The following is a 23249-nucleotide window of genomic DNA, read 5'->3' on the forward strand; positions in this document are numbered from 1 at the left end:
CTGCGATTTAAAGAGCGGGAGTATACCCGATTCATTGCTGCGCACGCCCCCTGGAGCCTTATGCCACGCTGCTTTTGGTGTACCGAAGATCCGCTGTACATGGCTTATCACGACCAGGAGTGGGGCACGCCGCTACGCGATGCGCAGGGTTTGTTCGAGTTGCTTTTGCTCGAAGGGTTCCAGGCCGGGCTGTCCTGGATCACCGTGCTGCGCAAACGTGAGCGTTATCGCGAGGTGTTGTTCGGCTTCGACGTGCAGCGTGTGGCGCAGATGAGCGACGCTGAAATCGACGAGTTGATGCTCGATCCGGGGATCATCCGCAACCGCCTCAAACTCAATGCCGCCCGCCGTAATGCCCAGGCCTGGCTGGCGCTGGAGGATCCGGTGGGGTTCCTCTGGTCGTTTGTTAACGACCAACCGATCATCAATCATTTCAAGGATCGCAGCGAAGTCCCGGCGATCACCCCCGAAGCGCTGGCGATGAGCAAAGGCCTGAAAAAGGCCGGGTTCACGTTCGTCGGCCCGACCATTTGCTATGCGCTGATGCAGGCCTCGGGGATGGTCATGGACCACACCCAGGACTGCGACCGCTACGCGCAGCTCGTCAACGGCGGTTAGAATGGCCGCCTCGCGCACCGCACAAAATCAGGAGTGACCTGTGGAAAAGTTTAAAGGCGCCTTGCTGGTAGGCGCTCTGCGGCTGTTTGCCCTGCTGCCATGGCGGGCCGTGCAGGCCGTGGGTTCGGCGATCGGCTGGATCATGTGGAAAACCCCCAACCGCTCCCGCGACGTGGTGCGGATCAACCTTGCGAAATGTTTTCCACAGATGGACCCGGCCGAGCGTGAGCGTCTGGTCGGTCAGAGTCTTAAAGACATCGGCAAGTCGTTGACCGAAAGCGCCTGCGCGTGGATCTGGCCGGCGCAGCGCTCGATCGATCTGGTGCGCGAAGTCGAAGGCCTCGATGTGCTGAAAGACGCCTTGGCCTCGGGCAAAGGCGTGGTCGGCATCACCAGCCACCTCGGTAACTGGGAAGTGCTCAACCACTTCTATTGCAGCCAGTGCAAACCGATCATTTTCTACCGTCCGCCGAAGCTCAAGGCTGTGGATGAATTATTGCGTAAACAGCGCGTGCAACTGGGCAACAAGGTCGCTGCTTCCACCAAGGAAGGCATCCTCAGCGTCATCAAGGAAGTGCGCAAAGGTGGTGCAGTGGGCATTCCCGCTGACCCGGAACCGGCCGAATCCGCCGGGATCTTCGTACCATTCTTCGCCACGCAAGCGCTGACCAGCAAATTCGTGCCGAACATGCTCGCCGGTGGCAAAGCCGTTGGCGTGTTCCTGCATGCGCTGCGCCTGCCTGACGGTTCTGGCTACAAAGTGATCCTCGAAGCCGCGCCCGAAGCCATGTACAGCACCGATACCGCCGAATCCTGCGCCGCCATGAGCAAAGTGGTCGAGCGTTATGTGGCGGCGTATCCGAGCCAGTACATGTGGAGCATGAAGCGCTTCAAGAAGCGTCCGCCGGGCGAAGAACGCTGGTACTGAGCTGATTGGCATGATCTGTGGATAACCTCACTGGCAAGGTTATCCACAACCGTTCATCAAAGGGCGCAACAAGATGTCCGAACAACGCAAATCCTTCCGCATCAAGATTACCCACGACAGCTTTGGCGAATGCCTCGGGCAGACGCGCAACCTGTCGCCTACCGGGGTGTTTGTGCAGCATCCGGTTTTGGCTTCTTTGCCCAAAGGCGCGGTGGTTTACGGCCAGGTGCAGGATTTACCCACAGGCGCGCCACGGGTGCGGATGGAGGTGGTGACGGTAGATGCCGACGGTATCGGTCTTCGCTACCTTTGACTTATTGCGCCTGACGATCGAGCTTCTTCAGAAACACCGTCATTTCCTTCTCGGCCTGCTTGTCGCCGTGGGCGCGGGCCGCTTCCAGACCTTGTTCCCACGCCTGACGTGCGGCGGCGCTATCGCCCAGCGCCAACTGCGCCTTGCCCAACAGCTTCCAGGCTGCCGAATACTTCGGATCAAAACCGACACAGCGCTGGAAATGCTCGGCAGCCTTGGCGTTTTCGCCCAGATCCAGATAACCCTTGCCCAGGCCGAAGCGCAGCAATGAGTTATCCACACCCTTGGCGAGCATTTTTTCCAGGGATTCGAGCATTTTTGCACCCTCGTTAATGTGATCGTTCCCACGCTCCGCGTGGGAATGTAGCCCGGGACGCTCTGCGTCCCAATAGCGGGACGCAGAGCGTCCATTGAGGCATTCCCACGCGGAGCGTGGGAACGATCAACCTCAGAAGAAGCTCAACCCCACATGGAACAGCTTCTCCACATCGCGAATATGTTTTTTATCCACAAGGAACAGAATCACATGGTCGCCCGCCTCGATCACCGTGTCATCGTGGGCAATGATCACTTGTTCATTGCGGATCACCGCACCAATCGTGGTGCCCGGCGGCAGGCCGATCTTCTCGATCGGTTTGCCGATTACCTTGCTCGACTTCGCATCACCGTGAGCAATCGCCTCGATCGCTTCGGCGGCACCGCGACGCAATGAATGCACGCTGACGATATCGCCACGGCGCACGTGGGCCAGCAGCGTGCCGATGGTCGCCAGTTGCGGGCTGATGGCGATGTCGATATCGCCGCCCTGAATCAGATCGACGTAGGCCGGGTTGTTGATGATCGTCATGACCTTCTTCGCCCCCAGCCGTTTGGCCAGCAACGACGACATGATGTTGGCTTCGTCATCGTTGGTCAGCGCGAGGAAAATGTCGGCATCGGCGATGTTCTCCTCCAGCAGCAAATCACGGTCAGAAGCGCTGCCCTGCAAGACTACGGTGCTGTCGAGGGTGTCGGAGAGATAACGGCAGCGCGCCGGACTCATCTCGATGATCTTCACCTGATAACGGCTTTCGATGGCCTCGGCCAAACGCTCGCCAATTTGCCCGCCGCCAGCAATGACGATGCGTTTGTAGGTTTCGTCGAGGCGGCGCATTTCGCTCATCACTGCACGAATATTCTCACGGGCAGCGATGAAGAAGACTTCGTCATCGGCCTCGATCACCGTATCGCCTTGCGGCAGGATCGGCCGATCGCGGCGGAAAATCGCGGCGACGCGGGTTTCGACATTCGGCATGTGCTCGCGCAACTGACGCAATTGCTGACCCACCAGCGGCCCGCCGTAATAGGCACGCACCGCCACCAGTTGCGCCGCGCCTTCAGCGAAGTCGATCACCTGCAAGGCGCCCGGATGCTGGATCAGGCGCTTGATGTAGTTGGTCACCACTTGCTCGGGGCTGATCAGCACGTCGACCGGAATCGCTTCGTTCTGGAACAGCTGTTCCTCGCGATTCAGATAAGACGCTTCGCGCACCCGGGCGATCTTGGTCGGGGTATGGAACAGGGTGTGGGCGACCTGGCAGGCGACCATGTTGGTCTCGTCGCTGTTGGTCACCGCCACCAGCATATCGGCGTCGTCGGCGCCGGCCTGACGCAGCACCGACGGCAGCGAGCCACGGCCTTGAATGGTGCGGATGTCGAGACGGTCGCCGAGGTCGCGCAGGCGCTCGCCGTCGGTGTCGACCACCGTAATGTCGTTGGCCTCGCTGGCCAAATGCTCGGCCAGCGAACCGCCGACCTGTCCCGCACCGAGGATGATGATTTTCATCCAGTCACTCCGTTGAATCCGTTTAGCCGCGCGCGGCAGCGATCTTGATCAGCTTGGCGTAGTAGAACCCGTCATGCCCGCCCTGCTGGGCCAGCAATTGGCGACCATGGGGCTGCTTGATCCCGGCGCTGGTGGCCAGATCCAGTTCGCGGGCACCCGGCGTACGCTCGAGGAACGCGGCGATGACTTCGGTGTTCTCGGTCGGCAGCGTCGAGCAGGTGGCGTACAGCAGGATGCCGCCGACTTCGAGGGTTTTCCACATCGCATCGAGCAGCTCGCCTTGCAGTTGCGCGAGGGCGACGATGTCGTCCGGCTGACGGGTCAGCTTGATGTCCGGATGACGGCGGATCACCCCAGTGGCCGAGCACGGGGCATCGAGCAGGATGCGCTGGAACGGTTTGCCATCCCACCACATCTCGATATCGCGACCGTCAGCGGCGATCAGTTCAGCGTTCAAGCCGAGGCGTTCGAGGTTTTCCTTAACGCGGACCAGACGCTTGGCTTCCAGATCCACCGCGACTACGCCGGCCAGCGCCGGTTCGGCTTCGAGGATGTGACAGGTCTTGCCACCGGGCGCGCAGCAGGCGTCGAGCACACGTTGACCCGGCGCCAGATCGAGCAGGTCGGCAGCCAGTTGAGCGGCCTCGTCCTGCACACTGATCCAGCCTTCGGCGAAACCCGGCAGGCTGCGTACGTCGGCAGCGGCCTCGAGAATGATGCCGTCGCGACTGTAAACACACGGCGTCGCGGCAATTCCGGCTTCAGTCAGCAAGCCGAGGTAAGCGTCACGGCTGTGATGACGGCGGTTGACCCGCAGAATCATTGGCGGATGCGCGTTGTTCGCTTCGCAGATGGCTTCCCACTGTTCCGGCCAGAAGGCTTTCAGGGATTTCTGCAGCCAGCGCGGGTGAGCGGTGCGCACCACCGGATCACGTTCCAGTTCGGCGAAAATCGTTTCGCTCTCGCGTTGGGCATTGCGCAGCACGGCGTTGAGCAGGCCTTTGGCCCATGGCTTTTTCAGCTTGTCGGCGCAACCGACGGTTTCGCCGATGGCGGCGTGGGCCGGCACGCGGGTGTAGAGCAATTGGTAGAGACCGACCAGCAGCAGCGCTTCAACATCGGCGTCGGCAGCCTTGAACGGTTTCTGCAGCAGTTTCTCGGCCAATGCCGAAAGACGTGGCTGCCAGCGCGCGGTGCCGAAGGCCAGATCCTGAGTGAAACCGCGATCGCGATCCTCGACCTTGTCCAGTTGCGTCGGCAGTGAGCTGTTCAGCGAGGCCTTGCCGCTGAGCACGGCGGCGAGTGCCTTGGCGGCGGCCAGACGCGGATTCATTGCGCGTCCACCGCTGCGCCGAGCACGGTGCCAACCGCGAACTTCTCACGACGGCTGTTGAACAGGTCGCTGAAGTTCAGCGCTTTGCCGCCGGGCAGTTGCAGGCGGGTCAGGCACAGGGCTTGTTCGCCGCAGGCGACGACCAAACCGTCCTTGCTGGCGCTGAGGATTTCACCCGGGGCGCCTTTGCCGTCGGCGAGCGTCGCCGCCAGCACTTTCAGCGCTTCACCGTTAAGGGTGCTGTGGGTGATCGGCCATGGATTGAAGGCGCGTACCAGTCGCTCCAACTCAACCGCCGGACGGCTCCAGTCGATGCGTGCTTCGTCTTTGTTAAGCTTGTGCGCGTAGGTGGCGAGTTCGTCGTTCTGCACTTCGCCTTCCAGCGTGCCTGCGGCCAGACCGGCAATCGCTTGCACCACGGCCGGCGGGCCCATTTCGGCGAGGCGGTCATGCAGGCTGCCGCCAGTGTCTTCAGCGCTGATCGGCGTGACGACCTTAAGCAGCATCGGCCCGGTGTCGAGGCCGGCCTCCATGCGCATCACCGTGACGCCGCTCTCGGCATCACCGTGTTCCACGGCGCGTTGAATCGGCGCCGCACCGCGCCAGCGTGGCAGCAACGAGGCGTGACTGTTGATGCAGCCCAGACGCGGAATATCCAGCACCACTTGCGGCAGGATCAGGCCGTAGGCGACCACCACCATCAAGTCTGGTTTCAGCGCAGCCAGTTCAGCCTGGGCGTCGGCGTTACGCAAAGTCGGTGGCTGCAACACCTGGATATTATTTTCCAGGGCCAGCTGTTTGACCGGGCTCGGCATCAGTTTTTGCCCGCGACCGGCCGGACGATCCGGTTGGGTGTAGACCGCAACGATCTCGTAAGGGCTGTTCAGCAGGGCCTTGAGGTGTTCGGCGGCGAATTCCGGGGTGCCGGCAAAAACGATGCGCAGTGGCTCAGTCATGAAGGGCGTCTCATAAAAAGAAAAAGGCTTGCCGCAGCAAGCCTTTGAAGAGGGGCATCAAGCGTTCTGGCGGTGCTGCTTTTCCAGTTTCTTCTTGATCCGGTCGCGTTTGAGCGTGGACAGGTAATCGACGAACAATTTGCCGTTGAGGTGGTCGCATTCGTGCTGGATGCACACGGCGAGCAGGCCTTCGGCGATCAGCTCATAAGGCTTGCCGTCGCGGTCCAGCGCCTTGATCCTGACCTTTTGCGGGCGATCGACGTTTTCGTAGAAACCCGGTACCGAGAGGCAGCCTTCCTGGTATTGGTCCATTTCTTCGGTCAGCGATTCGAACTCGGGGTTGATGAACACCCGCGGCTCGGTGCGGTCTTCGGAAAGGTCCATCACGACGATACGTTTGTGCACGTTGACCTGGGTCGCGGCAAGGCCGATGCCCGGCGCTTCATACATTGTTTCAAACATGTCATCGACCAACTGACGCACTTCGTCGTCCACTACAGCCACAGGCTTGGCGATAGTGCGCAGACGCGGGTCCGGGAATTCGAGGATGTTTAAAATGGCCATAGGCTTTGATTGCTGCACACGTTGAGTAAAGTCGGGCGATGGCCTGGCAGGTCCGAAGATGCAGGCTACCGTTGTGAAGCGTAGCTTGTGCATTTTGCACAAGCGAGCCACGGGGGCTCTGACGGTTCACGCGAATGCACATGATAAAGGGATTCACCGCATGAGGAAAACACTACTCGCCCTGCTGCTGTTGGCTTCGGCCGGCGTGGTGCAAGGGCAAGTGCAACTCAGGGATGGTTTTCCACAGCAATACACGGTGGTTTCGGGGGACACGCTCTGGGACATTTCCGGCAAATATCTGCGCGAGCCCTGGCAGTGGCCACAACTGTGGCGGGCCAATCCGCAGATCGAAAACCCCAACCTGATCTATCCCGGCGACACGCTGACCCTCAGTTATGTCGATGGCCAGCCACGTCTGACCCTCAATCGCGGCGAGTCGCGTGGCACCATCAAACTGTCGCCACGGATCCGCACCAGTCCGGTGGCCGAAGCGATTCCAAGTATTCCACTCAAGTCCATCAACAGCTTTCTGCTGAGTAACCGCATCGTCGACAAGGTCGAAGATTTCGACAAGGCGCCGTACATTGTCGCCGGCGATGCCGAACGCGTGCTCAGCGGCACCGGTGACCGTATCTTCGCACGTGGCCATTTCGACCCGAATCAGCCGGTTTACGGGATCTTCCGTCAGGGCAAGGTCTACACCGATCCTGAGACCAAGGAGTTTCTCGGGATCAACGCCGATGACATTGGCGGCGGTGAAATCGTCGCCACCGAAGGCGACGTCGCCACCCTCGCCCTGCAACGCACCACCCAGGAAGTGCGCCTCGGCGATCGTTTGTTCAGTGGCGAAGAACGCTCGATCAATTCGACCTTCATGCCCAGCGCGCCCACCAGCAGCATCAACGGCGTGATCATCGACGTGCCGCGCGGCGTCACCCAGATCGGCGTGATGGACGTGGTCACGTTGAACAAGGGCAAGCGCGACGGTCTGGCCGAAGGCAATGTGCTGGTGGTGATGAAGACCGGGGAAACCGTGCGCGACCGTGTCACCGGTCAACCGCTAAAGATCCCCGACGAACGCGCCGGGTTGCTGATGGTGTTTCGCACCTACGACAAACTCAGCTACGGCCTCGTTCTCAACGCATCGCGCTCGCTGGCGGTGCTCGACAAGGTACGAAATCCGTAAGCAAGCTTCACAAGTTACCAACAGAGTTATCCACAGCTTGTTCCGAATGGTTCGGGGCTTATAACGATCAAGGATGATCCATGATGATGTCTGCCTCCACGCCGGTTTCCCCGGCGGAACTGGAAGCGCGCCTGCGCCTGCACCGCTTGCCGGATGTCGGCCCGAAGCGCTTTGCCAAATTGCTTGAAGCCTTCGGCTCGGCCTCCAAAGCCATCAGCGCTCCGGCCAGTGCGTGGCGTTCGTTGGGTTTGCCGGCGACGTGCGCCGAAGCGCGGCGCTGTCCAGACGTTCGCGACGGTGCCAGCCATGCAATGCGCTGGCTAGAGCGGCCAGAGCATCATTTGCTGATGTGGGATCAAGCCGATTACCCGGCGCTGCTGGCGCAGATTCCTGATCCGCCGCCAATGTTGTTCGTTGCCGGTGATCCGCTGATTCTTGAGAAACCGCAACTGGCGATGGTGGGTAGCCGTCGCGCGTCGCGTCCGGGAATGGACACCGCCGCAGCGTTTTCTCGCAGCCTCGCCGGGGCCGGTTTTGTCATCACCAGCGGGTTGGCGTTGGGTATCGATGCCGCTGCGCATCAGGCCGCTCTGGATGTTGGCGGGCTGACCGTGGGCGTACTCGGCACGGGGCTGGAAAACTTTTATCCACAGCGCAATCGACGCTTGGCTGATGCGATGATTGCGTCCGGTAGCGCGGTGCTTTCGGAGTTTCCCCTGGACGCCGGGCCGACCGCGAGCAACTTCCCGCGCCGCAATCGCATCATCAGCGGTTTGTCTCTCGGCGTGCTGGTGGTCGAGGCCAGCGTTGCCAGCGGATCATTGATAACGGCAAGGCTGGCGGCGGAACAGGGGCGCGAGGTTTATGCAATTCCCGGCTCCATCCACCACCCCGGCGCGCGGGGTTGTCATCAGTTGATTCGTGATGGCGCGGTATTGGTGGAAACCATCGAACACATCCTCGAAGCACTGCGCGGCTGGCAGCATTTGCCGTTGTCCACAGACGCTCCGAAAGTCGATCATCCGTTACTCGCCTTGCTCCATGCCGCGCCGCATACCAGCGAGGGATTGGCTGACAGCAGCGGCTGGGCTTTACCCAAAGTCCTGGCCGCTCTGACCGAACTGGAAATGGATGGCCGTGCGGTGTGCGAAAACGGTCGCTGGTTGGCCAGGACGCGCTAGGTTTTACAAGGAAGATCGGTAAACTGCGCGAAACCTGTTTGCGGAGAGTTTTTTCATGGTTAACAGTTGGCGTGTGCAACAAGCCGCACGAGAGATTCGCGCCGGGGCGGTGATTGCCTATCCAACCGAAGCCGTCTGGGGGCTGGGTTGCGACCCGTGGAACGAAGAGGCAGTGGATCGGTTGCTGGCGATCAAGAATCGTTCGGTGGTCAAAGGGCTGATCCTGGTCGCCGACAACATTCGCCAGTTCGATTTCCTGTTCGAAGACTTCCCGCAAGAATGGATCGACCGCATGGCCAGCACCTGGCCAGGGCCGAACACCTGGCTGGTGCCGCATCAGGGCTTGTTGCCGGAATGGGTCACCGGCGTGCACGACACCGTGGCACTGCGGGTCAGCGATCACCCGCAAGTGCGCGATCTGTGCTCGATGGTCGGGCCATTGATTTCGACCTCTGCCAACCCGCAGGGTCGCCCGGCAGCGCGTACGCGTTTACGGGTTGAGCAATATTTCCGTGGCCAGGTCGATCTGGTGCTGGGTGGCAGTCTCGGCGGGCGGAAAAACCCTAGCGTCATTCGCGATCTGGCGACGGGTAAGGTCATTCGTCCCGACTGACCTGTTTTTCTGCCTTCTGCTCTTGAACTCCTCGACTGTTTAGGCGAGGAGTTTTTTCTGTCTGCGATTTATCCTTGGTCAATCTCCATAACTTAAACAATCTGTTGTTTATGTTGTACTGCTTCGTGTCAGATAAATCGATAAGTTAGAAGTTTCAGTAACTTTTCCCACGTCATTATCAGAAGTCGCGCAGTGGCGATATTTCTAAAAGCATCCATTATTTCAATGCGCTCAGAAACTTCGATAAGTTAACGTCTGCGGAGAAGGAATGGATACTACGAACTTGCAACTCAAGGATTATCTGCAGGGGCTTCAAGAGACATTAACCAGGCAGCATGCCGATTATCGTATTGTTATTCTCGATGCGGGGTCAGATGCCAGCGAGTTTGAACGATTCATCGGCCGGCAGTTTCGTCTGCGACTAAAGCATTACATGCTGACGTCCAGAGCCCGGGCACTTGAAACAAGGCTGGCGATTTCATCGCGCAGTACGCATTTTCTGTTGTATCAGCGCGATCAACTGACGGCGGTTTTGCGAGTGACCCCTTCGCCGTTCGAATGGGCTTCGCTGGCGCACCAGTATGTTTCTCCGACCGTGGCGCTGGCGCGCCATGTCGAGTTCAGTCGCTTGATCACGCATTCGCAACAGCACCGGCCGGTGCCGACCAATGCGTTGCTTGCAGCCGCCACCGAATGGGCGATCGATCGTGGCTATCAAGGTGTGACGGCCTTGTGTCGATTGCCACAACGGCGACTGTTCCAGCGCTTTGGCCTGACCCCGATCACTTCCAACTCACTGCATATCGAACACCGCGCACGCGGCGATTACTGGCTGCTGTCTGCGCAGTGGCGGCAAATCCTCACAGCGCTGCAACAACCTTTCCCCATGAACGGCACCTACCCGGAGAATCGCGATGAATGCGTCCGTCAGTTTTGAACAACAGCTGATTCTGCTCGATCAGCGCATCGAAAAAGCGTGGGCCGATATTCTGGATAACTCCCGGCTGGTCAAGGCTATCCGCGAGGGCGGTGTTTCCAGAGCGTTATATGCGATCTACATGATCGAAACCTTTCATTACACCGCACACAATGCCCGGAATCAGGGGTTGGTCGGTGTGCGACATGCCGATAATCCTGTTTATGCGAAGTTCTGTTTTGAACATGCAGCACAAGAAGTCGGTCATGAAAAAATGGCCCTGCACGATGTCATGAGTCTGGGATTGAAGAATGAAGTATTTGATATGCCACAGGCACTTCCAGCGACGGAAGTATTGATCGCTTATTTGTACTGGATTTCTTTTACCGGTAATCCGTTACAACGGCTGGGATACAGTTACTGGGCGGAAAACGCTTATCACTTTATTACTCCGCTGATCGACAAGCTGAGTGAAACGCTGGCGCTGAAACCCGCTCAACTGACGTTCTTCATTGCTCATTCGGACATCGATGTCGAGCACTTCAATGAGATCAAACTCATCCTGCAGCGAACCTGCAAGCGTCAGGCTGACTGGGATGCCATTGCCACCGTGATGGAAACCAGTCTGCGCCTGACCGGCAACATGCTCGAAGCCGTTTATGAGCAGTATGAAGCCTGGCAAAACGGCCTCGCGCCCCGTTACGAATTCCTCCATGCCCTGGATAAATCATGACGCCTTCACGTTTATTTTCACGTTGGTCAGGCGGAGGTCAGGATGGCTGATTATTTCGAACGGCTGAACTACGCGTTGGGGGATGAAGACACGGCGCTCGAGTACGCCATTCTGCCCGAGCATGCCAGGCACGTGTTGGGCGTTGCCGGCTGCGGCGGTCGGCTTCTACCGTTGCTGGCCCGCCACCCGGCCCGCATGACTTGCGCTGATATCAGTGGGCCGCAGCTGGCCTTTACCCGCTTGCGTTTAGCTTTGCTTGAGCAGACCGATCGCCAGTCGTTCATGGATTTCATGGGCTACCGGCCGGAAACGTCGGTGACTCGGCGCAAATCCATATTTCGCCTTCTGGATCTGCCTCCGCTTGATCGCCGCTGGCTGGCGGACTTGCTTCATTCCCGTCATTGGCAGGCACCGATTTACCAAGGGGCCTTCGAGCAGACTCTGCAGCGGTTGGCGAAGGTCAATGGATTGTTCACCGGCAAGGCGGGGCGAGCGATTTTCCAGTTTCGTGATCTGGGAGAGCAATCGGCTTATTACCAAAGCCGGTTTCCCCTCAAGCGCTGGAAGGCTGTGATCGCCTTGTTGGGCAACGCAGCGGTGCTCAATTCGCTGTTGTACAAAGGGGCGTTTCCCCGCAACAACCTGGGTATCAGTTCCCGCGAGGTGTATCTGGATATCTTCCATACCTTGTTTACCACCCAGGTGGTGCGCGAAAGCTTTTTCCTGCAGATGCTGTTTTTCGGTGAGCTGCGCTATCCGCAGGGCTTTCCACTGGAGTGCGATCCGCAGGTTTTTCAACAGGCACACAAGGCGCTGCAGCAATGCCAGCTGACCGTGGTGCAGGGCGATATTTTCGACTGTGCTTCCAGGTGCAGGGATGTCGACTTTGTCTCGTTTTCCGACGTGCCTTCATTCCTGCCGGCGGAGGTTGGCATCGATGTTCTGCAGCGGCTCCGACCCGCTCTGGGCGAGGACGCACTGACGGTTATTCGTGGCCATTTGCATGTGATCAGGCCCGATTGCGAAGGCTTCTGCGACGTTACCGCGCAGTTTCAGGACGCGATCGCACGAGAAAAAACTCAACTCTGGCGAGTACAGGTCTACCGCCAGACATCATCTGTGCAGGTATCTCGATGAATACACCTCATCCGACCGTCAATTGGGTCAAGAACCGTGTCCGTCAGGCACGTGACGATCAGCAGCAATTGTTCGACGCCGGGCTCAATGGCCTGAACCTGGTGCAGCGCGATGGCAAGGTCATAGAGTTGAGCAGTGGCGAGCAGTTGACCGAATTTCTCTCGTGCTCCTATCTGGGACTCGAGAGCGATCCCCGTCTGGTTCAAGGCGCAGTACAAGCCGTCGAGTCTTTCGGTGTGCAGTTTGCTGCCGCCCGCACCCGAGCGCTGCTACCGCCGATGCGCGAACTCGATGAGCAGTTGAACCACATATTCCAGGGGCATACGGTGACATTCAACTCGGTGGGCAGCGCACATCTGGGGTGTCTGCCGCTGTTGGGCTCCGGTGAATTGCCGTCGTATCCCTTGCGCCGTGGCCCAGGCTGGATCGTTGACCGCGCGGCCCATGCTTCGATGCAAGTACTGCAAGGCATTCTGTGGCAGTTCGGTCCCGTCCAGCGCTGCGATTGCAGTGATCTTCAGCAAGTCGAGGACGCTTGTTCTGCAGCCGTCGCTGCCGGCAACACACCCATTATGCTGACTGACAGCATCGGTTCGATGCGCGGGCTTTATCCCGTTAACAGGCTGCTGCAACTGGCTGAGCGCTTTGAGGGTTATCTGTATGCGGATGACGCTCACGGCACTTCGATCCATGGCCAGGCCGGGGGCGGTTATGCACTTGATGTCGCTGCTGAGCCGTTGCGTGATCGTTTGATCCTGCTGTCGTCATTGTCCAAAGCCTTCGGTGCTACCGGCGGTGCAATTACGGTGCTGACGTCGGCCGATGCCGAGCTGATTCGGCGCCATGCGTCGACGTATACGTTCGGGGGGCCACTGTCCATGGGCGGTGTCGGTGCGGCAGTCGCCTCGGCAAGCATTCACCTTTCTGCACAGTTGGGGGCGTTGCAGGCGGCGTTATGGAGAAATGTCGAAGCTATAGATGGTCTGCTCGGGCCGGTACTGGGCAACCATCAGATTGCTTCACCCATACGTTTCGTCCGGGTCGGTGCCGAACGAGACGCCATCAGCCTGGCGTTGCACCTGCGTCGGCACGCTATCGCGGTCACCACGGCCTTGTTTCCGGTGGTGGCCAAAGGTGAAGCAATCCTGCGACTGGCCATCAGCGCCAATCACAGCGAGGTTCAGTTGGAGCATCTGGCCAGTGCTGTCAACGAAGGATTCGCTGAGTTGGGCATTCGTCAGGGAGAGCCGCATCATGTGCAGTGACCTGATGCAACGGAGCAGTGCAAAGACGGTTCAGGCTGCAGCCGCCGAGGCCTTCGTGCGTAAATTGGCCTATGCGCGGTCGCTGCCGTGGTTCTGCACGCTATGTCCGCAGATTCAACACATACAGACCGCCGAGGATCTGCATCGGCTGCCAATCCTCGCCGTGGAGGACGATCAGGGCGGGTTGCTGTTTACCCACCTCAGCGAAGCGTCACATTGCGCACCGGGCGGTGGGCTGACCCTGACTTCAGGTGGCAGCACCGGCAATCGCAAGCACATCACCCATTCCTGGGCATTCAACGAAAGCATCGTACCCTTGGGTGCGCGAATGTTTGCTGCGACCGGTGAACTGCCCCGTGTCGTCATCAATTGCCTGACGCCTGGTGAAATGCAGGGAGCCTTTCAATACGCGGCGGCCATCGTCCAGCACATTGGCGCACGCCTGCTGCCTGCAGGCGCGTTGATGGGCATGCAGCGCATAGCCGGGTTGATTCACTCACAAGCAGCCGATGCACTGATCTGCACGCCCTCTTTCGCCGAGGCGCTGTTCAATCATGCCGATGTCGATGGGGTGCAACTGCGCAGTTTGAGATGGCTCTACTACATTGGCGAACCTTGCCGTCAGCCGCTACGCGAGCAACTGGCCCGAGACTGGCCGGCCCTGAGCATTCGATCATTGGGTTATAGCTCGACAGAGACCGGCCCGATCGGTTTCCAGTGCGCGCACCTCGAGCATGGTTTCTACCATTTGCATGCAGACGCCATGTTGCTTGAGGTGGTCGATCCCTTCAGCCTGCAAGCAGTGGTGGACGGTGAAACCGGCGAGTTTCTGCTGACCCCTCTGCTGCCCGATCAGGTGCCTCTGCTACGGTATCGCATTGGCGATCGTGGGCGAGTTTTGGACAGGCAATCCGGTTGTGCCTGTGGCAGCGCTTTGCCAATACTGGAACTGCAGGGTCGAATCGAAGCTTCGATCAAGCTGGGCGGTGCGATCATCACTCAGCGACAGGTCCTGAGTGTGCTCGCAGAAACGTTGCCCGAACTGCACGCTTCGGATGTGCAGGTGCAGATTGATCGACAGGCCGACGGTGCGCACCTGCGGCTGCTTATCGCTAAGGATCGATTACCCGCCGCTGCTGAACGTGTCATCGAACAGGCTTTGCACAACGAGGCGCAAGCGAGCGCATTGCTCAGATTGCCCGGTGTGTTGGGCATGCAGGTACAGCGTCTGCCCCGTGGTGATTTCGCAACCACCCTGGCAGGCAAGACGCCGTTCTTTGTCGAGAGGTGACGTCCCGGGCCAGCCTCGTGAGGCTCGCCCGGGTGCTTTGTTTGATGGCTGCGTTTCAGGGTTGCAGAACGGTGGAGCCGGTAGTGCGCCGCGCCGACAGCTCGGTTTGCGCCTTCGCCGCGTCAGCCAGTGGATACCGCTGGCTGACGTCCACTTTCAATTTGCCGCTGATGATCATCTCGAACAATTCATCGGCCATCCGCTGCAGATTCTCGGCATTGTTGGCATAAGTCGCCAGCGTCGGCCGGGTCACGTATAGCGAGCCTTTGGCGGCCAGAATGCCCAGATTGACCCCGTCCACCGCACCGGAAGCATTGCCGAAGCTCACGACCAGACCGCGCGGCGATACGCTGTCGAGCGAGGTCAGCCAAGTGTCCTTGCCCACGCCGTCGTAGACCACCGGGACTTTTTTACCGCCGGTCAACTCCAGCACGCGTTGTGCAACGTTTTCGTGGCTGTAATCAATGGTTGCCCAAGCGCCATTGACCTTGGCCAGTTCGGCTTTTTCCTTGGAACTGACGGTGCCGATCAGCTTCACGCCCAACGCCTTGGCCCACTGACAGGCCAGCGACCCGACGCCACCGGCCGCCGCGTGAAACAGAATGGTTTCGCCACCCTTGAGTTCGTAGGTCTGGCGCAACAGGTATTGCACGGTCAGACCCTTGAGCATGACCCCCGCTGCCGTTTCGAAACTGATTTCGTCCGGCAGGTGCACCAGATTGTCCTGGGGCAGTACATGCAATTCGCTGTAAGCCCCCAATGGGCCGCTGCCGTACGCCACGCGATCACCGACCTTGAAGCGGGTGACGTCGCTGCCCACTGCATCGACGATGCCTGCACCCTCAGCTCCCAGGCCGGATGGCAAGGCGGGTGGCGCATACAGCCCGCTACGGAAATAGGTGTCGATGAAGTTCAGGCCGATCGCCTTGTTGGCCACGCGCACCTGATTCGGGCCGGGCGCGGCGGGTTCGTAGTCAACATACTCGAGCACTTCGGGACCGCCGTGGGCGCGGAACTGGATACGCTTTGCCATCTGCCTGCTCTCCTTGGGTCTTTCGTGAGCCCCCTATCCAACTCTCATGCTTGATCTTCGTCAACTGCGGCGCGCCGTTGTGCGGTGGTATGCTACGCGCCCATTTGCGTCGCCCGTCCGCGGGGCGCCGCCCGATTCAAGGTGAAGCCATGACGACCCGCACCGACGCCGTAAAGGCCTATCTGCTCGACCTGCAAGACCGTATCTGCGCCGCCCTCGAAAGCGAAGACGGCGGCACGCGCTTCGTCGAAGACGCCTGGACCCGGCCCGCTGGCGGCGGCGGTCGCACCCGCGTGATCGAGAACGGCACGCTGATCGAAAAGGGCGGCGTCAACTTTTCCCACGTCTTTGGCAGCGGTCTGCCGCCGTCAGCCAGCGCCCACCGTCCTGAACTGGCCGGTCGCGGTTTTGAAGCCCTCGGCGTGTCGCTGGTGATTCACCCACACAACCCGCATGTGCCGACTTCCCATGCCAATGTGCGCTTTTTCATCGCCGAGAAAGAAGGTGAAGAGCCGGTCTGGTGGTTTGGTGGCGGCTTCGACCTGACCCCGTATTACGGCAACGAAGAGGACTGCATTCATTGGCACCGCGTTGCCGAGCAGGCTTGCGCGCCGTTCGGCCCGGACGTCTACCCGCGTTACAAGGCCTGGTGCGACACCTACTTCCATATCAAGCATCGTCACGAGCCGCGCGGCATTGGCGGTTTGTTCTTCGACGACCTGAACGAGTGGGACTTCGATACCAGCTTCGCCTTCATGCGCGCCATCGGCGATGCCTACATTGATGCGTATCTGCCAATCGTGCAGCGCCGCAAAAACGATGCGTTCACCGCTCAACAGCGTGAGTTCCAGGAATTCCGCCGTGGCCGCTACGTCGAGTTCAACCTGGTTTATGACCGTGGCACGCTGTTCGGCCTGCAATCGGGCGGGCGTACCGAGTCGATCCTGATGTCGCTGCCACCGCAAGTGCGCTGGGGTTACGACTGGAAGGCCGAGCCTGGCAGCGAAGAAGCGCGCCTGACCGAGTACTTCCTGCAAGATCGCGACTGGCTGGCCCAGGACTGAGGATTTCTGATGGATCGTTACGTCGTTTTCGGTAACCCGATCGGTCACAGCAAATCGCCGATGATTCACAAGCTGTTTGCCGAACAGACCGGCCAGCACCTCGACTACAGCACCCTGCTGGCGCCGCTTGATGATTTCGCTGGCTGCGCCACGGCGTTTTTCCAGGAAGGTCGCGGCGCCAACGTTACTGTGCCGTTCAAGGAAGACGCTTACCGTTTGGCCAACAGCTTGACGGCGCGGGCGCAACGGGCCGGCGCGGTGAACACCTTGAGCAAACTCGCCGATGGCTCGCTACTCGGTGACAACACCGACGGCGCCGGGCTGGTGCGTGATCTGACGGTGAATGCCGGCTTCAGCCTGAGCGGCAAACGCATCCTGTTGCTGGGGGCTGGCGGTGCAGTGCGTGGGGCGCTCGAACCGTTGCTGGCCGAAAAACCCGCATCGGTGATCATCGCCAATCGCACGGTGGACAAGGCTGAGTTGCTGGCGGAGTTGTTCTGCGACCTGGGGCCGGTGTCGGCCAGTGGTTTCAACTGGTTGCGTGAGCCGGTGGACGTGATCATCAACGCCACATCGGCGAGCCTGACCGGCGACGTGCCGCCGATTGCGCCGAGCCTGATCGAGCCGGGCAAGACCCTGTGCTACGACATGATGTATGGCAAGGAACCGACGGCGTTCTGCCGCTGGGCCAGCGAGAATGGCGCAGTGGTGGCGATGGATGGCTTGGGGATGCTTGCTGAGCAGGCGGCTGAGGCATTTTACCTGTGGCGCGGCGTACGCCCGGACACGGCGCCAGTATTAGCCGAACTGCGCCGCCAGTTGGCCCAATAAATAACCCTGTGGGAGCGAGCCTGCTCGCGAAAGCGGTCTGTCTGACACATCAATGTTGGATGTGCCGCAGTCTTCGCGAGCAGGCTCGCTCCCACAAGGATTACCTCGATCGCCAATCAATCCTCAAACCGGATCGGGCACTTCTCCGGCCCCTCAAGCTTGCGCAACTCCTCCACCACCTGCGGCCGCGCCCGGCGCAGGGTCAGGCTGCGATTCTGGCCCAGCAGGCGCCGCGCCTCCTGATGCAGCATCTCCACCCCCGAATAATCGATGAAATTGATCTGCTGCGCCTCGATCACCACCCGCGCGCCATGCATCCGTTGCAGACGCACTTGCAGGTAATGACTGGCGCCGAAAAAGATCGAACCACCGACGCGCAAAATATCGTCCTCGCCATCGCGCCAATGCTGCACGCGCGGTTGCGAGGTGCGCTTGAGATAGAAGAACAGCGAGGCCAGCACACCGGCATAAATCGCCGTCTGCAACTCCAGCAGCAACGTAGCAAGGCAGGTCAGGGCCATGACCACGAACTCGGCGCGACTGACCCGCAGCAATGCGCGGATGCCGCGATGATCGACCAGACCCCAGGCGATCAACAGAATGCTGCCGGCCATTGCCGGGATGGGAATGTGTGAAATCAGCCCGGCGCCGAAAATCGCAAACAACGCCACCCAAATCGCTGAAAACACCCCGGCCAGCGGCGAGCATGCGCCCGCCTCGTAACTGAGGCCCGAGCGGGTAAACGAGCCTGCCGACAATGATCCGGAAAAGAACGCCCCGACAATATTCGATAAACCCTGCGCGCGGACTTCCTGATTGGCATCGAGAAACTGTTGCGACCGCGCCGAAATCGAGCGCGCAATCGACAGGCTGGTGACCAACCCGAGCATGCCCACCGCCACGGCACTTGGCAGCAGGCGCAGAATCAGATCCAGGTCCAGCGGCAACGCACTGAACGGCGGCAAACGCCCGACGAATGCGCTGACCAGATGCACATGGCCGAACATCGCCGGCCACAGCCATACCAGCAGACTGGCCAATGCGAGGGTTATCAACAGCGTCGGCCAGCGCGGTAGCAATTGTTTCAACACCACACCGACGACCACCGTTGCCACACCGAGCACCAGCGAAGGTTTATCCACAGCCCGGAAGTGTTGCAGCAGATCCACCAGACTCGCCAGCGCCGTCGCCTTGGCCGGCAGGTCCAGCCCCAGCAGATTCGGCAATTGCCCAATGGCAATCACCACCGCCGCGCCGAGGGTGAACCCCAGCACCACCGAGTGCGAGACGAAATTCACCAAAGCGCCGAAGCGCAGCAAACCGAGCAGCCACTGGAAAATCCCGGCGAGGAAGGTCAGCAGCAGGATCAGCGTGATGTAGTCCTGCGATGCTGGTACGGCCAAAGGGCTGACACTGGCGTACAGCACGATCGAAATGGCTGCCGTAGGGCCGCAGATCAGATGCCACGATGAGCCCCACAGGCAGGCGATCAATACCGGGATAATTGCGGCATAGAGGCCGTATTCAGGTGGGAGCCCGGCGATCAGCGCGTAGGCAATCGACTGGGGTAACGCGAGAATCGCACCGCTGAGGCCGACGATCAGGTCCCGTCCGACGCTGGCGCGGGTTTGCCGCGGCAGCCAGGTGAGGAAGGGCAAGAGAGAGTGGCGGCTGGGGAAGGCCATGGGTCCTCGCGGTTGGGGTTTTGTTCAAGGTTATCAGGGTGCCAGGGGAAAGGCCCCTCACCCTAGCCCTCTCCCGGAGGGAGAGGGGACTGACCGTGGTGTTTGTCAAAGATTCATCAACCTGCGATTTCACCGTTGAACGCAAGTTTTGAATCCAACAAATATCGGCTCCCTTTCCCCCTCGCCCCCTTGGGGGAGAGGGCTGGGGTGAGGGGGCAAAAATCTCAAGCCGAGCAAAATTCAAAAAAACCCACAATCAAAGCTTCGCTTTCACCGCCGCCAACGCATCCTTCCCGTCAGCCGTCTTCACCCCCGCCAGCCACTTATCCAGCACCGCCGGATTCGCCTTGATCCAGGCCTTCGCCGCCTCGGCATTAGTGACCTTCTTGTTCACCACCTCAGCCATGATGCTGTTCTCCATCTCCTGAGTGAACGACAGATTGCTCAGCAATTTACCCACATTCGGACACGCCTCGGCATACCCTTTACGCGTCAACGTAAACACGCTGCCGGTGTCGCCAAAGTACTTCTCGCCACCCTTCAGGTAATGCATCTTCAACTGCACGTTCATCGGGTGCGGGGTCCAGCCGAGGAAGGTGACGAATTTCTGCTTCTTCACCGCTCGCGACACTTCCGCCAGCATCGCCTGTTCGCTGGATTCGATGAGCTTCCACTGACCCATGTCGAAGTCATTCTTCTTGATGATTTCCTGCAACGAGATATTCGCCGGCGCGCCCGAACCGATGCCGTAAATTTTGCGATCGAACTTGTCCGCGTATTTGTTCAGGTCGGCAAAGTTATGCACACCCGCGTCCCATACGTAGTCCGGCACGGCGAGGGTGAACTCGGTGCCGTCGAGGTTCTTCGCCAGTTGCGTGACGTCACCGGTAGCGACGAACTTGTCGTAGAAGCCCTGCTGCGCCGGCATCCAGTTACCGAGGAAGACATCCACCTGGCCGTCTTTTAAACCGCCAAAGGTGATAGGCACCGCGAGGGTGTCGACCTTGGCCTTGTAGCCCATGCCGTCCAGCAGAAACCCGGTGATGGCGTTGGTCGCGGCGATGTCGCTCCAGCCCGGGTCGGCCATTTTCACCGTGGCGCAACTCTGCTCGGCGAACGCCGAAGCGCTGCTCATCGCGAGCAGGCCGACCGTCACTACTGTGGATAACTTACGCATGGACTTCCCCTTAACATTATTGGTTTTGGCAGGGTTGTGGATAACGTGCTTTGCGTTCCAGATCATCGAGGTCGATGTGGTTGCGCATGTACTGCTGACTGGCGTCCACCAGCGGCTGGTGATCCCAGCTCTTCAGCTTGCCGATGGTTAACGCGTCGGCAACAAAACGCCGACGGCGCTGGCTGGCAAGGACTTCCCGGTGAATCGCCGGAATGTCCCACTTGGCCCGGGCTTCGGCGAGAAAATCGTCGAACAGCTGGCGATGTTGCGGCGATTGACTGAGTTCTTCCAGTTCGCGCGGATCGTTGTCTACATCGAAGAGTAGGCAGGGGTCGCTTTCACTGTAGATAAATTTATAGGCGCCGCGACGGATCATCATCAGCGGGCTGACGGTGCCTTCGGCCATGTATTCGCCGAACACTTCGTCATGACCGCCCTGCCCTTGCAGATGCGCGACCAGTGAGCGGCCATCCAGCGGCAAGCCGGGCTCCAGCGTGCCGCCGGCCAGTTCAACGAAGGTTGGTAACAGGTCAGCGGTCGATACCGCAGCGCTGACACGCCCGGCAGCGAATTGGCCCGGAGCACTTATCAACAGGGGGACTCGGGCCGCCATTTCATACCAGTGCATTTTGTACCAGAGGCCTTTGTCGCCAAGCATGTCGCCGTGGTCACCGGAAAACACGATGATGGTGTCATCGATCAGACCCGTTTCTGCCAGCGTTTGCAGAAGTTTGCCGACGTTGGCGTCGATATAGCTGCACGCACCGAAGTACGCCCGGCGCGCATCGCGAATCTTATCCACAGGCAACGGTTTATCCCACAGGTCATAAACCTTAAGCAGACGCTGCGAGTGTGGATCGAGTTCGTGTTGATCCGGGGGTGTAGGCAACGGGATATCTGCATCGTCGTACAAATCCCAGAACGCCTTGGGAATTGTGTACGGATCGTGTGGGTGAGTCATCGATACAGTCAGGCAGAACGGCTGATCGCCGTCCTCGCGAATATGATCGAACAGATATTGTTGCGCCTTGAACACCACCTCTTCGTCGAAATCGAGTTGGTTGGTGCGCACACACGGACCGGCCTGCAGCACCGACGACATATTGTGATACCAGCTCGGCCGTACATCCGGCTCATCCCAGTTCACCGCCCAGCCATAGTCGGCCGGGTAGATATCGCTGGTGAGGCGCTCTTCGTAGCCGTGCAACTGATCAGGGCCACAGAAATGCATCTTGCCCGACAGCGCCGTGCGGTAGCCGAGGCGGCGCAAGTAATGGGCATAGGTCGGCACATCGGCAGGGAAATCGGCGGCGTTGTCATAGGCGCCGATCTTGCTCGGCAATTGGCCGCTGACCAGGGTGAAACGCGAGGGCGCGCACAACGGGCTGTTGCAGTAAGCGGCATCGAACACCACGCCATGTTCGGCGAGGCGGGAAAGATTCGGCAGTTTGATCGGCGAAGGGCCGTAGAACGGCAACATTGGCGCGGCCATCTGATCGGCCATGATGAAAAGAATATTCTTGCGCTTCATGTGATCGCGGCATTCCATAGTGAATATTTATGCGACATTGCTGCGATCGAGCATGGAGTCCATGCTGTAGTCGGTAAAGCCCGCGCCGGACAATGACTAGGATAAGCACAGCTTATGTATGACGCCTTGGGAAATCTGTCGCTCGACCTGTTGCGCGCCTTCGAAGCGGCAGCCCGCCACCGCAGCTTTACCGCAGCGGCGGTAGAGCTTGGCACCACGCAACCAGCGATCAGTCAGCAGATCAAACGGCTGGAGGAACAACTCGGCACGCGGCTGTTTGATCGCATTTACCGAGGGATTGAGCTGACCGAAGTCGGTGCGATCCTGTTCGAGCAAGTTACCCTCGGTTTGCAGAATATCGACGCCGGATTGAGCGCGATCAGCGCACAGCAGCAACATGAGGTGCTGCAGGTCGCTACCGATTTTGCCTTCGCCGCTTATTGGTTGATGCCCCGTCTGCACCGTTTTCACGAAGCCAATCCGCAGGTCGACGTCAGCCTGGTGACCAGTGAACGCAACCACAACATGCTGCGCACCGATATTGACGTGGCCATCCTGTTTGGCGACGGGCGTTTCAAACAGGGCGAAAGCCATTGGCTGTTCAGCGAAGAAGTGTTCCCGGTGTGCAGTCCGCAATTGCTCAAGGACCGCGCCCTGCCCCTGCCTGCTCAGGCGTTACTGGAGTTTCCGTTGTTGCACCTGCGCGGGGAAAACAGCAGCAACTGGTTTGACTGGAGTGGTCTGTTTCGCCAGCTCGGCATCACCACGCCGCCCGCCCCGGGGCAATTGCGCTTCGACAATTACACGCTGTTGATTCAAGCGGCGATTGGCGGCCAAGGCGTGGCGATTGGTTGGCGCCACCTTGTGGATAACTTGCTGAGTCAGGGTTTGCTGTGTCGTCCCATCGCCGAAACGACCCTGTCGCGCCTCGGTTATTACGTAGTGCTCCCGCAACGCAAACGCCGGGGTGCGTTGATTCAGCAGTTTGTTGATTGGCTGATGGCGGAACAGGCGAGCAGCGCAAAATCCCTCAATGGACTCGCGTTGCCTTCCATCGCCGTATAGCGGC

The 23249-nt window shown here is 59.6% G+C and carries 23 protein-coding genes; 14 read left to right on the forward strand and 9 right to left on the reverse strand.

The window, feature by feature from the left end; all coding sequences use genetic code 11:
• Nucleotides 1-60: 60 nt before the first annotated feature.
• The 3 genes from QOM10_RS00060 (at nucleotide 61) to QOM10_RS00070 (ending at nucleotide 1859) form a co-directional block, all read left to right on the forward strand.
• Nucleotides 61-618 (forward strand): DNA-3-methyladenine glycosylase I, encoded by a 558-nt coding sequence (locus tag QOM10_RS00060; protein ID WP_064389686.1) that lies wholly within the window; start codon nucleotides 61-63, stop codon nucleotides 616-618.
• Between the two features lie 40 nt (nucleotides 619-658).
• Nucleotides 659-1546 carry a lysophospholipid acyltransferase gene (locus QOM10_RS00065; protein WP_008084359.1) on the forward strand — a complete coding sequence of 296 codons (888 nt, stop codon included), beginning with the start codon at nucleotides 659-661 and terminating at the stop codon, nucleotides 1544-1546.
• A 73-nt stretch (nucleotides 1547-1619) separates the two neighbouring features.
• Nucleotides 1620-1859, forward strand: a complete 240-nt coding sequence (locus QOM10_RS00070) for a PilZ domain-containing protein (RefSeq protein ID WP_127925277.1) — start codon at nucleotides 1620-1622, stop codon at nucleotides 1857-1859.
• Nucleotide 1860: 1 nt separating this feature from the next.
• Here the strand turns inward: QOM10_RS00070 and QOM10_RS00075 are convergent, their stop codons facing one another.
• From QOM10_RS00075 to def, 5 genes are all read right to left on the reverse strand, one after another.
• Nucleotides 1861-2175 carry a tetratricopeptide repeat protein gene (locus QOM10_RS00075; RefSeq protein ID WP_127925278.1) on the reverse strand — a complete coding sequence of 105 codons (315 nt, stop codon included), beginning with the start codon at nucleotides 2173-2175 and terminating at the stop codon, nucleotides 1861-1863.
• Nucleotides 2176-2307: 132 nt separating this feature from the next.
• Nucleotides 2308-3684 carry a Trk system potassium transporter TrkA gene (trkA, locus tag QOM10_RS00080; protein ID WP_034152201.1) on the reverse strand — a complete coding sequence of 459 codons (1377 nt, stop codon included), beginning with the start codon at nucleotides 3682-3684 and terminating at the stop codon, nucleotides 2308-2310.
• Between the two features lie 22 nt (nucleotides 3685-3706).
• The gene (gene rsmB / locus QOM10_RS00085; RefSeq protein ID WP_316917368.1) at nucleotides 3707-5017 is read right to left on the reverse strand and encodes a 16S rRNA (cytosine(967)-C(5))-methyltransferase RsmB; all 1311 of its coding nucleotides are present in this window, start codon (nucleotides 5015-5017) and stop codon (nucleotides 3707-3709) included.
• Nucleotides 5014-5973, reverse strand: coding sequence for a methionyl-tRNA formyltransferase (gene fmt, locus QOM10_RS00090; RefSeq protein WP_150749924.1), 960 nt, complete (start codon nucleotides 5971-5973; stop codon nucleotides 5014-5016). Before fmt ends, rsmB begins: the two co-directional genes overlap by 4 nt.
• Nucleotides 5974-6030: 57 nt before the next feature.
• Nucleotides 6031-6537 carry a peptide deformylase gene (gene def / locus QOM10_RS00095; RefSeq protein ID WP_007911858.1) on the reverse strand — a complete coding sequence of 169 codons (507 nt, stop codon included), beginning with the start codon at nucleotides 6535-6537 and terminating at the stop codon, nucleotides 6031-6033.
• Between the two features lie 160 nt (nucleotides 6538-6697).
• Between def and QOM10_RS00100 the strand changes: the two genes are divergently transcribed.
• The 8 genes from QOM10_RS00100 to QOM10_RS00135 all read left to right on the forward strand — a co-directional run bounded on the left by QOM10_RS00100 (nucleotide 6698) and on the right by QOM10_RS00135 (nucleotide 14859).
• Nucleotides 6698-7723 (forward strand): LysM domain-containing protein, encoded by a 1026-nt coding sequence (locus QOM10_RS00100; RefSeq protein ID WP_316917369.1) that lies wholly within the window; start codon nucleotides 6698-6700, stop codon nucleotides 7721-7723.
• Between the two features lie 80 nt (nucleotides 7724-7803).
• Nucleotides 7804-8904, forward strand: coding sequence for a DNA-processing protein DprA (gene dprA, locus QOM10_RS00105; RefSeq protein WP_150749926.1), 1101 nt, complete (start codon nucleotides 7804-7806; stop codon nucleotides 8902-8904).
• 55 nt (nucleotides 8905-8959) lie between these two features.
• Nucleotides 8960-9517, forward strand: a complete 558-nt coding sequence (locus QOM10_RS00110; RefSeq protein ID WP_127925283.1) for an L-threonylcarbamoyladenylate synthase — start codon at nucleotides 8960-8962, stop codon at nucleotides 9515-9517.
• 283 nt (nucleotides 9518-9800) lie between these two features.
• Nucleotides 9801-10454: a hypothetical protein gene (locus QOM10_RS00115; RefSeq protein ID WP_316917370.1), complete on the forward strand. Its 654-nt coding sequence runs from the start codon at nucleotides 9801-9803 to the stop codon at nucleotides 10452-10454.
• Entirely contained in the window at nucleotides 10432-11166 is a 735-nt protein-coding gene (locus QOM10_RS00120; RefSeq protein WP_316917371.1) for an iron-containing redox enzyme family protein, read from the forward strand. The genes QOM10_RS00115 and QOM10_RS00120 overlap by 23 nt, the downstream gene beginning before the upstream one ends.
• Nucleotides 11167-11208: 42 nt before the next feature.
• Complete coding sequence (locus QOM10_RS00125; RefSeq protein ID WP_150749928.1) at nucleotides 11209-12303, forward strand: DUF3419 family protein; 1095 nt, start codon at nucleotides 11209-11211, stop codon at nucleotides 12301-12303.
• On the forward strand, nucleotides 12300-13568 hold the full coding sequence (locus QOM10_RS00130) for an aminotransferase class I/II-fold pyridoxal phosphate-dependent enzyme (protein ID WP_160037644.1): 1269 nt from the start codon (nucleotides 12300-12302) through the stop codon (nucleotides 13566-13568). Before QOM10_RS00125 ends, QOM10_RS00130 begins: the two co-directional genes overlap by 4 nt.
• Nucleotides 13558-14859, forward strand: coding sequence for a phenylacetate--CoA ligase family protein (locus tag QOM10_RS00135; RefSeq protein WP_238786312.1), 1302 nt, complete (start codon nucleotides 13558-13560; stop codon nucleotides 14857-14859). Before QOM10_RS00130 ends, QOM10_RS00135 begins: the two co-directional genes overlap by 11 nt.
• A 55-nt stretch (nucleotides 14860-14914) precedes the next feature.
• On the opposite strand, the gene QOM10_RS00140 is transcribed toward QOM10_RS00135, so the two are convergent.
• Nucleotides 14915-15892: an NADPH:quinone reductase gene (locus tag QOM10_RS00140; protein WP_160037646.1), complete on the reverse strand. Its 978-nt coding sequence runs from the start codon at nucleotides 15890-15892 to the stop codon at nucleotides 14915-14917.
• Nucleotides 15893-16041: 149 nt separating this feature from the next.
• Here QOM10_RS00140 and hemF point away from each other — a divergent pair, with 149 nt between their 5' ends.
• A complete protein-coding gene (gene hemF, locus QOM10_RS00145; protein ID WP_127925289.1) occupies nucleotides 16042-16956 on the forward strand; it encodes an oxygen-dependent coproporphyrinogen oxidase in 915 nt (304 codons plus the stop codon).
• 9 nt (nucleotides 16957-16965) lie between these two features.
• The gene (gene aroE / locus QOM10_RS00150; protein WP_316917372.1) at nucleotides 16966-17787 is read left to right on the forward strand and encodes a shikimate dehydrogenase; all 822 of its coding nucleotides are present in this window, start codon (nucleotides 16966-16968) and stop codon (nucleotides 17785-17787) included.
• Nucleotides 17788-17903: 116 nt separating this feature from the next.
• Here the strand turns inward: aroE and QOM10_RS00155 are convergent, their stop codons facing one another.
• From QOM10_RS00155 to betC, 3 genes are all read right to left on the reverse strand, one after another.
• Nucleotides 17904-19472: a SulP family inorganic anion transporter gene (locus QOM10_RS00155; RefSeq protein ID WP_316917373.1), complete on the reverse strand. Its 1569-nt coding sequence runs from the start codon at nucleotides 19470-19472 to the stop codon at nucleotides 17904-17906.
• A gap of 256 nt (nucleotides 19473-19728) precedes the next feature.
• Nucleotides 19729-20649, reverse strand: coding sequence for a choline ABC transporter substrate-binding protein (choX, locus tag QOM10_RS00160; protein WP_316917374.1), 921 nt, complete (start codon nucleotides 20647-20649; stop codon nucleotides 19729-19731).
• Nucleotides 20650-20665: 16 nt separating this feature from the next.
• On the reverse strand, nucleotides 20666-22180 hold the full coding sequence (gene betC / locus QOM10_RS00165) for a choline-sulfatase (RefSeq protein WP_316917375.1): 1515 nt from the start codon (nucleotides 22178-22180) through the stop codon (nucleotides 20666-20668).
• A 114-nt stretch (nucleotides 22181-22294) separates the two neighbouring features.
• On the opposite strand from betC, the gene QOM10_RS00170 reads away from it, so the two are divergent.
• Entirely contained in the window at nucleotides 22295-23245 is a 951-nt protein-coding gene (locus tag QOM10_RS00170; RefSeq protein WP_316917376.1) for a choline sulfate utilization transcriptional regulator, read from the forward strand.
• Nucleotides 23246-23249 lie beyond the last annotated feature (4 nt).

It is taken from the genome of Pseudomonas sp. P108 (genome assembly GCF_032613195.1).
Lineage (GTDB): Bacteria > Pseudomonadota > Gammaproteobacteria > Pseudomonadales > Pseudomonadaceae > Aquipseudomonas.

Coding starts and splice junctions, on each gene's coding strand:
- QOM10_RS00155 (WP_316917373.1), bottom strand. CDS start 19,472: ATGGCCTTCCCCAGCCGCCACTCTCTCTTGCCCTTCCTCACCTGGCTG.
- QOM10_RS00110 (WP_127925283.1), top strand. CDS start 8,960: ATGGTTAACAGTTGGCGTGTGCAACAAGCCGCACGAGAGATTCGCGCC.
- QOM10_RS00140 (WP_160037646.1), bottom strand. CDS start 15,892: ATGGCAAAGCGTATCCAGTTCCGCGCCCACGGCGGTCCCGAAGTGCTC.
- choX (WP_316917374.1), bottom strand. CDS start 20,649: ATGCGTAAGTTATCCACAGTAGTGACGGTCGGCCTGCTCGCGATGAGC.
- QOM10_RS00125 (WP_150749928.1), top strand. CDS start 11,209: ATGGCTGATTATTTCGAACGGCTGAACTACGCGTTGGGGGATGAAGAC.
- fmt (WP_150749924.1), bottom strand. CDS start 5,973: ATGACTGAGCCACTGCGCATCGTTTTTGCCGGCACCCCGGAATTCGCC.
- QOM10_RS00075 (WP_127925278.1), bottom strand. CDS start 2,175: ATGCTCGAATCCCTGGAAAAAATGCTCGCCAAGGGTGTGGATAACTCA.
- QOM10_RS00130 (WP_160037644.1), top strand. CDS start 12,300: ATGAATACACCTCATCCGACCGTCAATTGGGTCAAGAACCGTGTCCGT.
- betC (WP_316917375.1), bottom strand. CDS start 22,180: ATGAAGCGCAAGAATATTCTTTTCATCATGGCCGATCAGATGGCCGCG.
- QOM10_RS00070 (WP_127925277.1), top strand. CDS start 1,620: ATGTCCGAACAACGCAAATCCTTCCGCATCAAGATTACCCACGACAGC.
- QOM10_RS00135 (WP_238786312.1), top strand. CDS start 13,558: ATGTGCAGTGACCTGATGCAACGGAGCAGTGCAAAGACGGTTCAGGCT.
- trkA (WP_034152201.1), bottom strand. CDS start 3,684: ATGAAAATCATCATCCTCGGTGCGGGACAGGTCGGCGGTTCGCTGGCC.
- rsmB (WP_316917368.1), bottom strand. CDS start 5,017: ATGAATCCGCGTCTGGCCGCCGCCAAGGCACTCGCCGCCGTGCTCAGC.
- hemF (WP_127925289.1), top strand. CDS start 16,042: ATGACGACCCGCACCGACGCCGTAAAGGCCTATCTGCTCGACCTGCAA.
- QOM10_RS00060 (WP_064389686.1), top strand. CDS start 61: ATGCCACGCTGCTTTTGGTGTACCGAAGATCCGCTGTACATGGCTTAT.
- aroE (WP_316917372.1), top strand. CDS start 16,966: ATGGATCGTTACGTCGTTTTCGGTAACCCGATCGGTCACAGCAAATCG.
- QOM10_RS00120 (WP_316917371.1), top strand. CDS start 10,432: ATGAATGCGTCCGTCAGTTTTGAACAACAGCTGATTCTGCTCGATCAG.
- dprA (WP_150749926.1), top strand. CDS start 7,804: ATGATGATGTCTGCCTCCACGCCGGTTTCCCCGGCGGAACTGGAAGCG.
- def (WP_007911858.1), bottom strand. CDS start 6,537: ATGGCCATTTTAAACATCCTCGAATTCCCGGACCCGCGTCTGCGCACT.
- QOM10_RS00170 (WP_316917376.1), top strand. CDS start 22,295: ATGTATGACGCCTTGGGAAATCTGTCGCTCGACCTGTTGCGCGCCTTC.
- QOM10_RS00100 (WP_316917369.1), top strand. CDS start 6,698: ATGAGGAAAACACTACTCGCCCTGCTGCTGTTGGCTTCGGCCGGCGTG.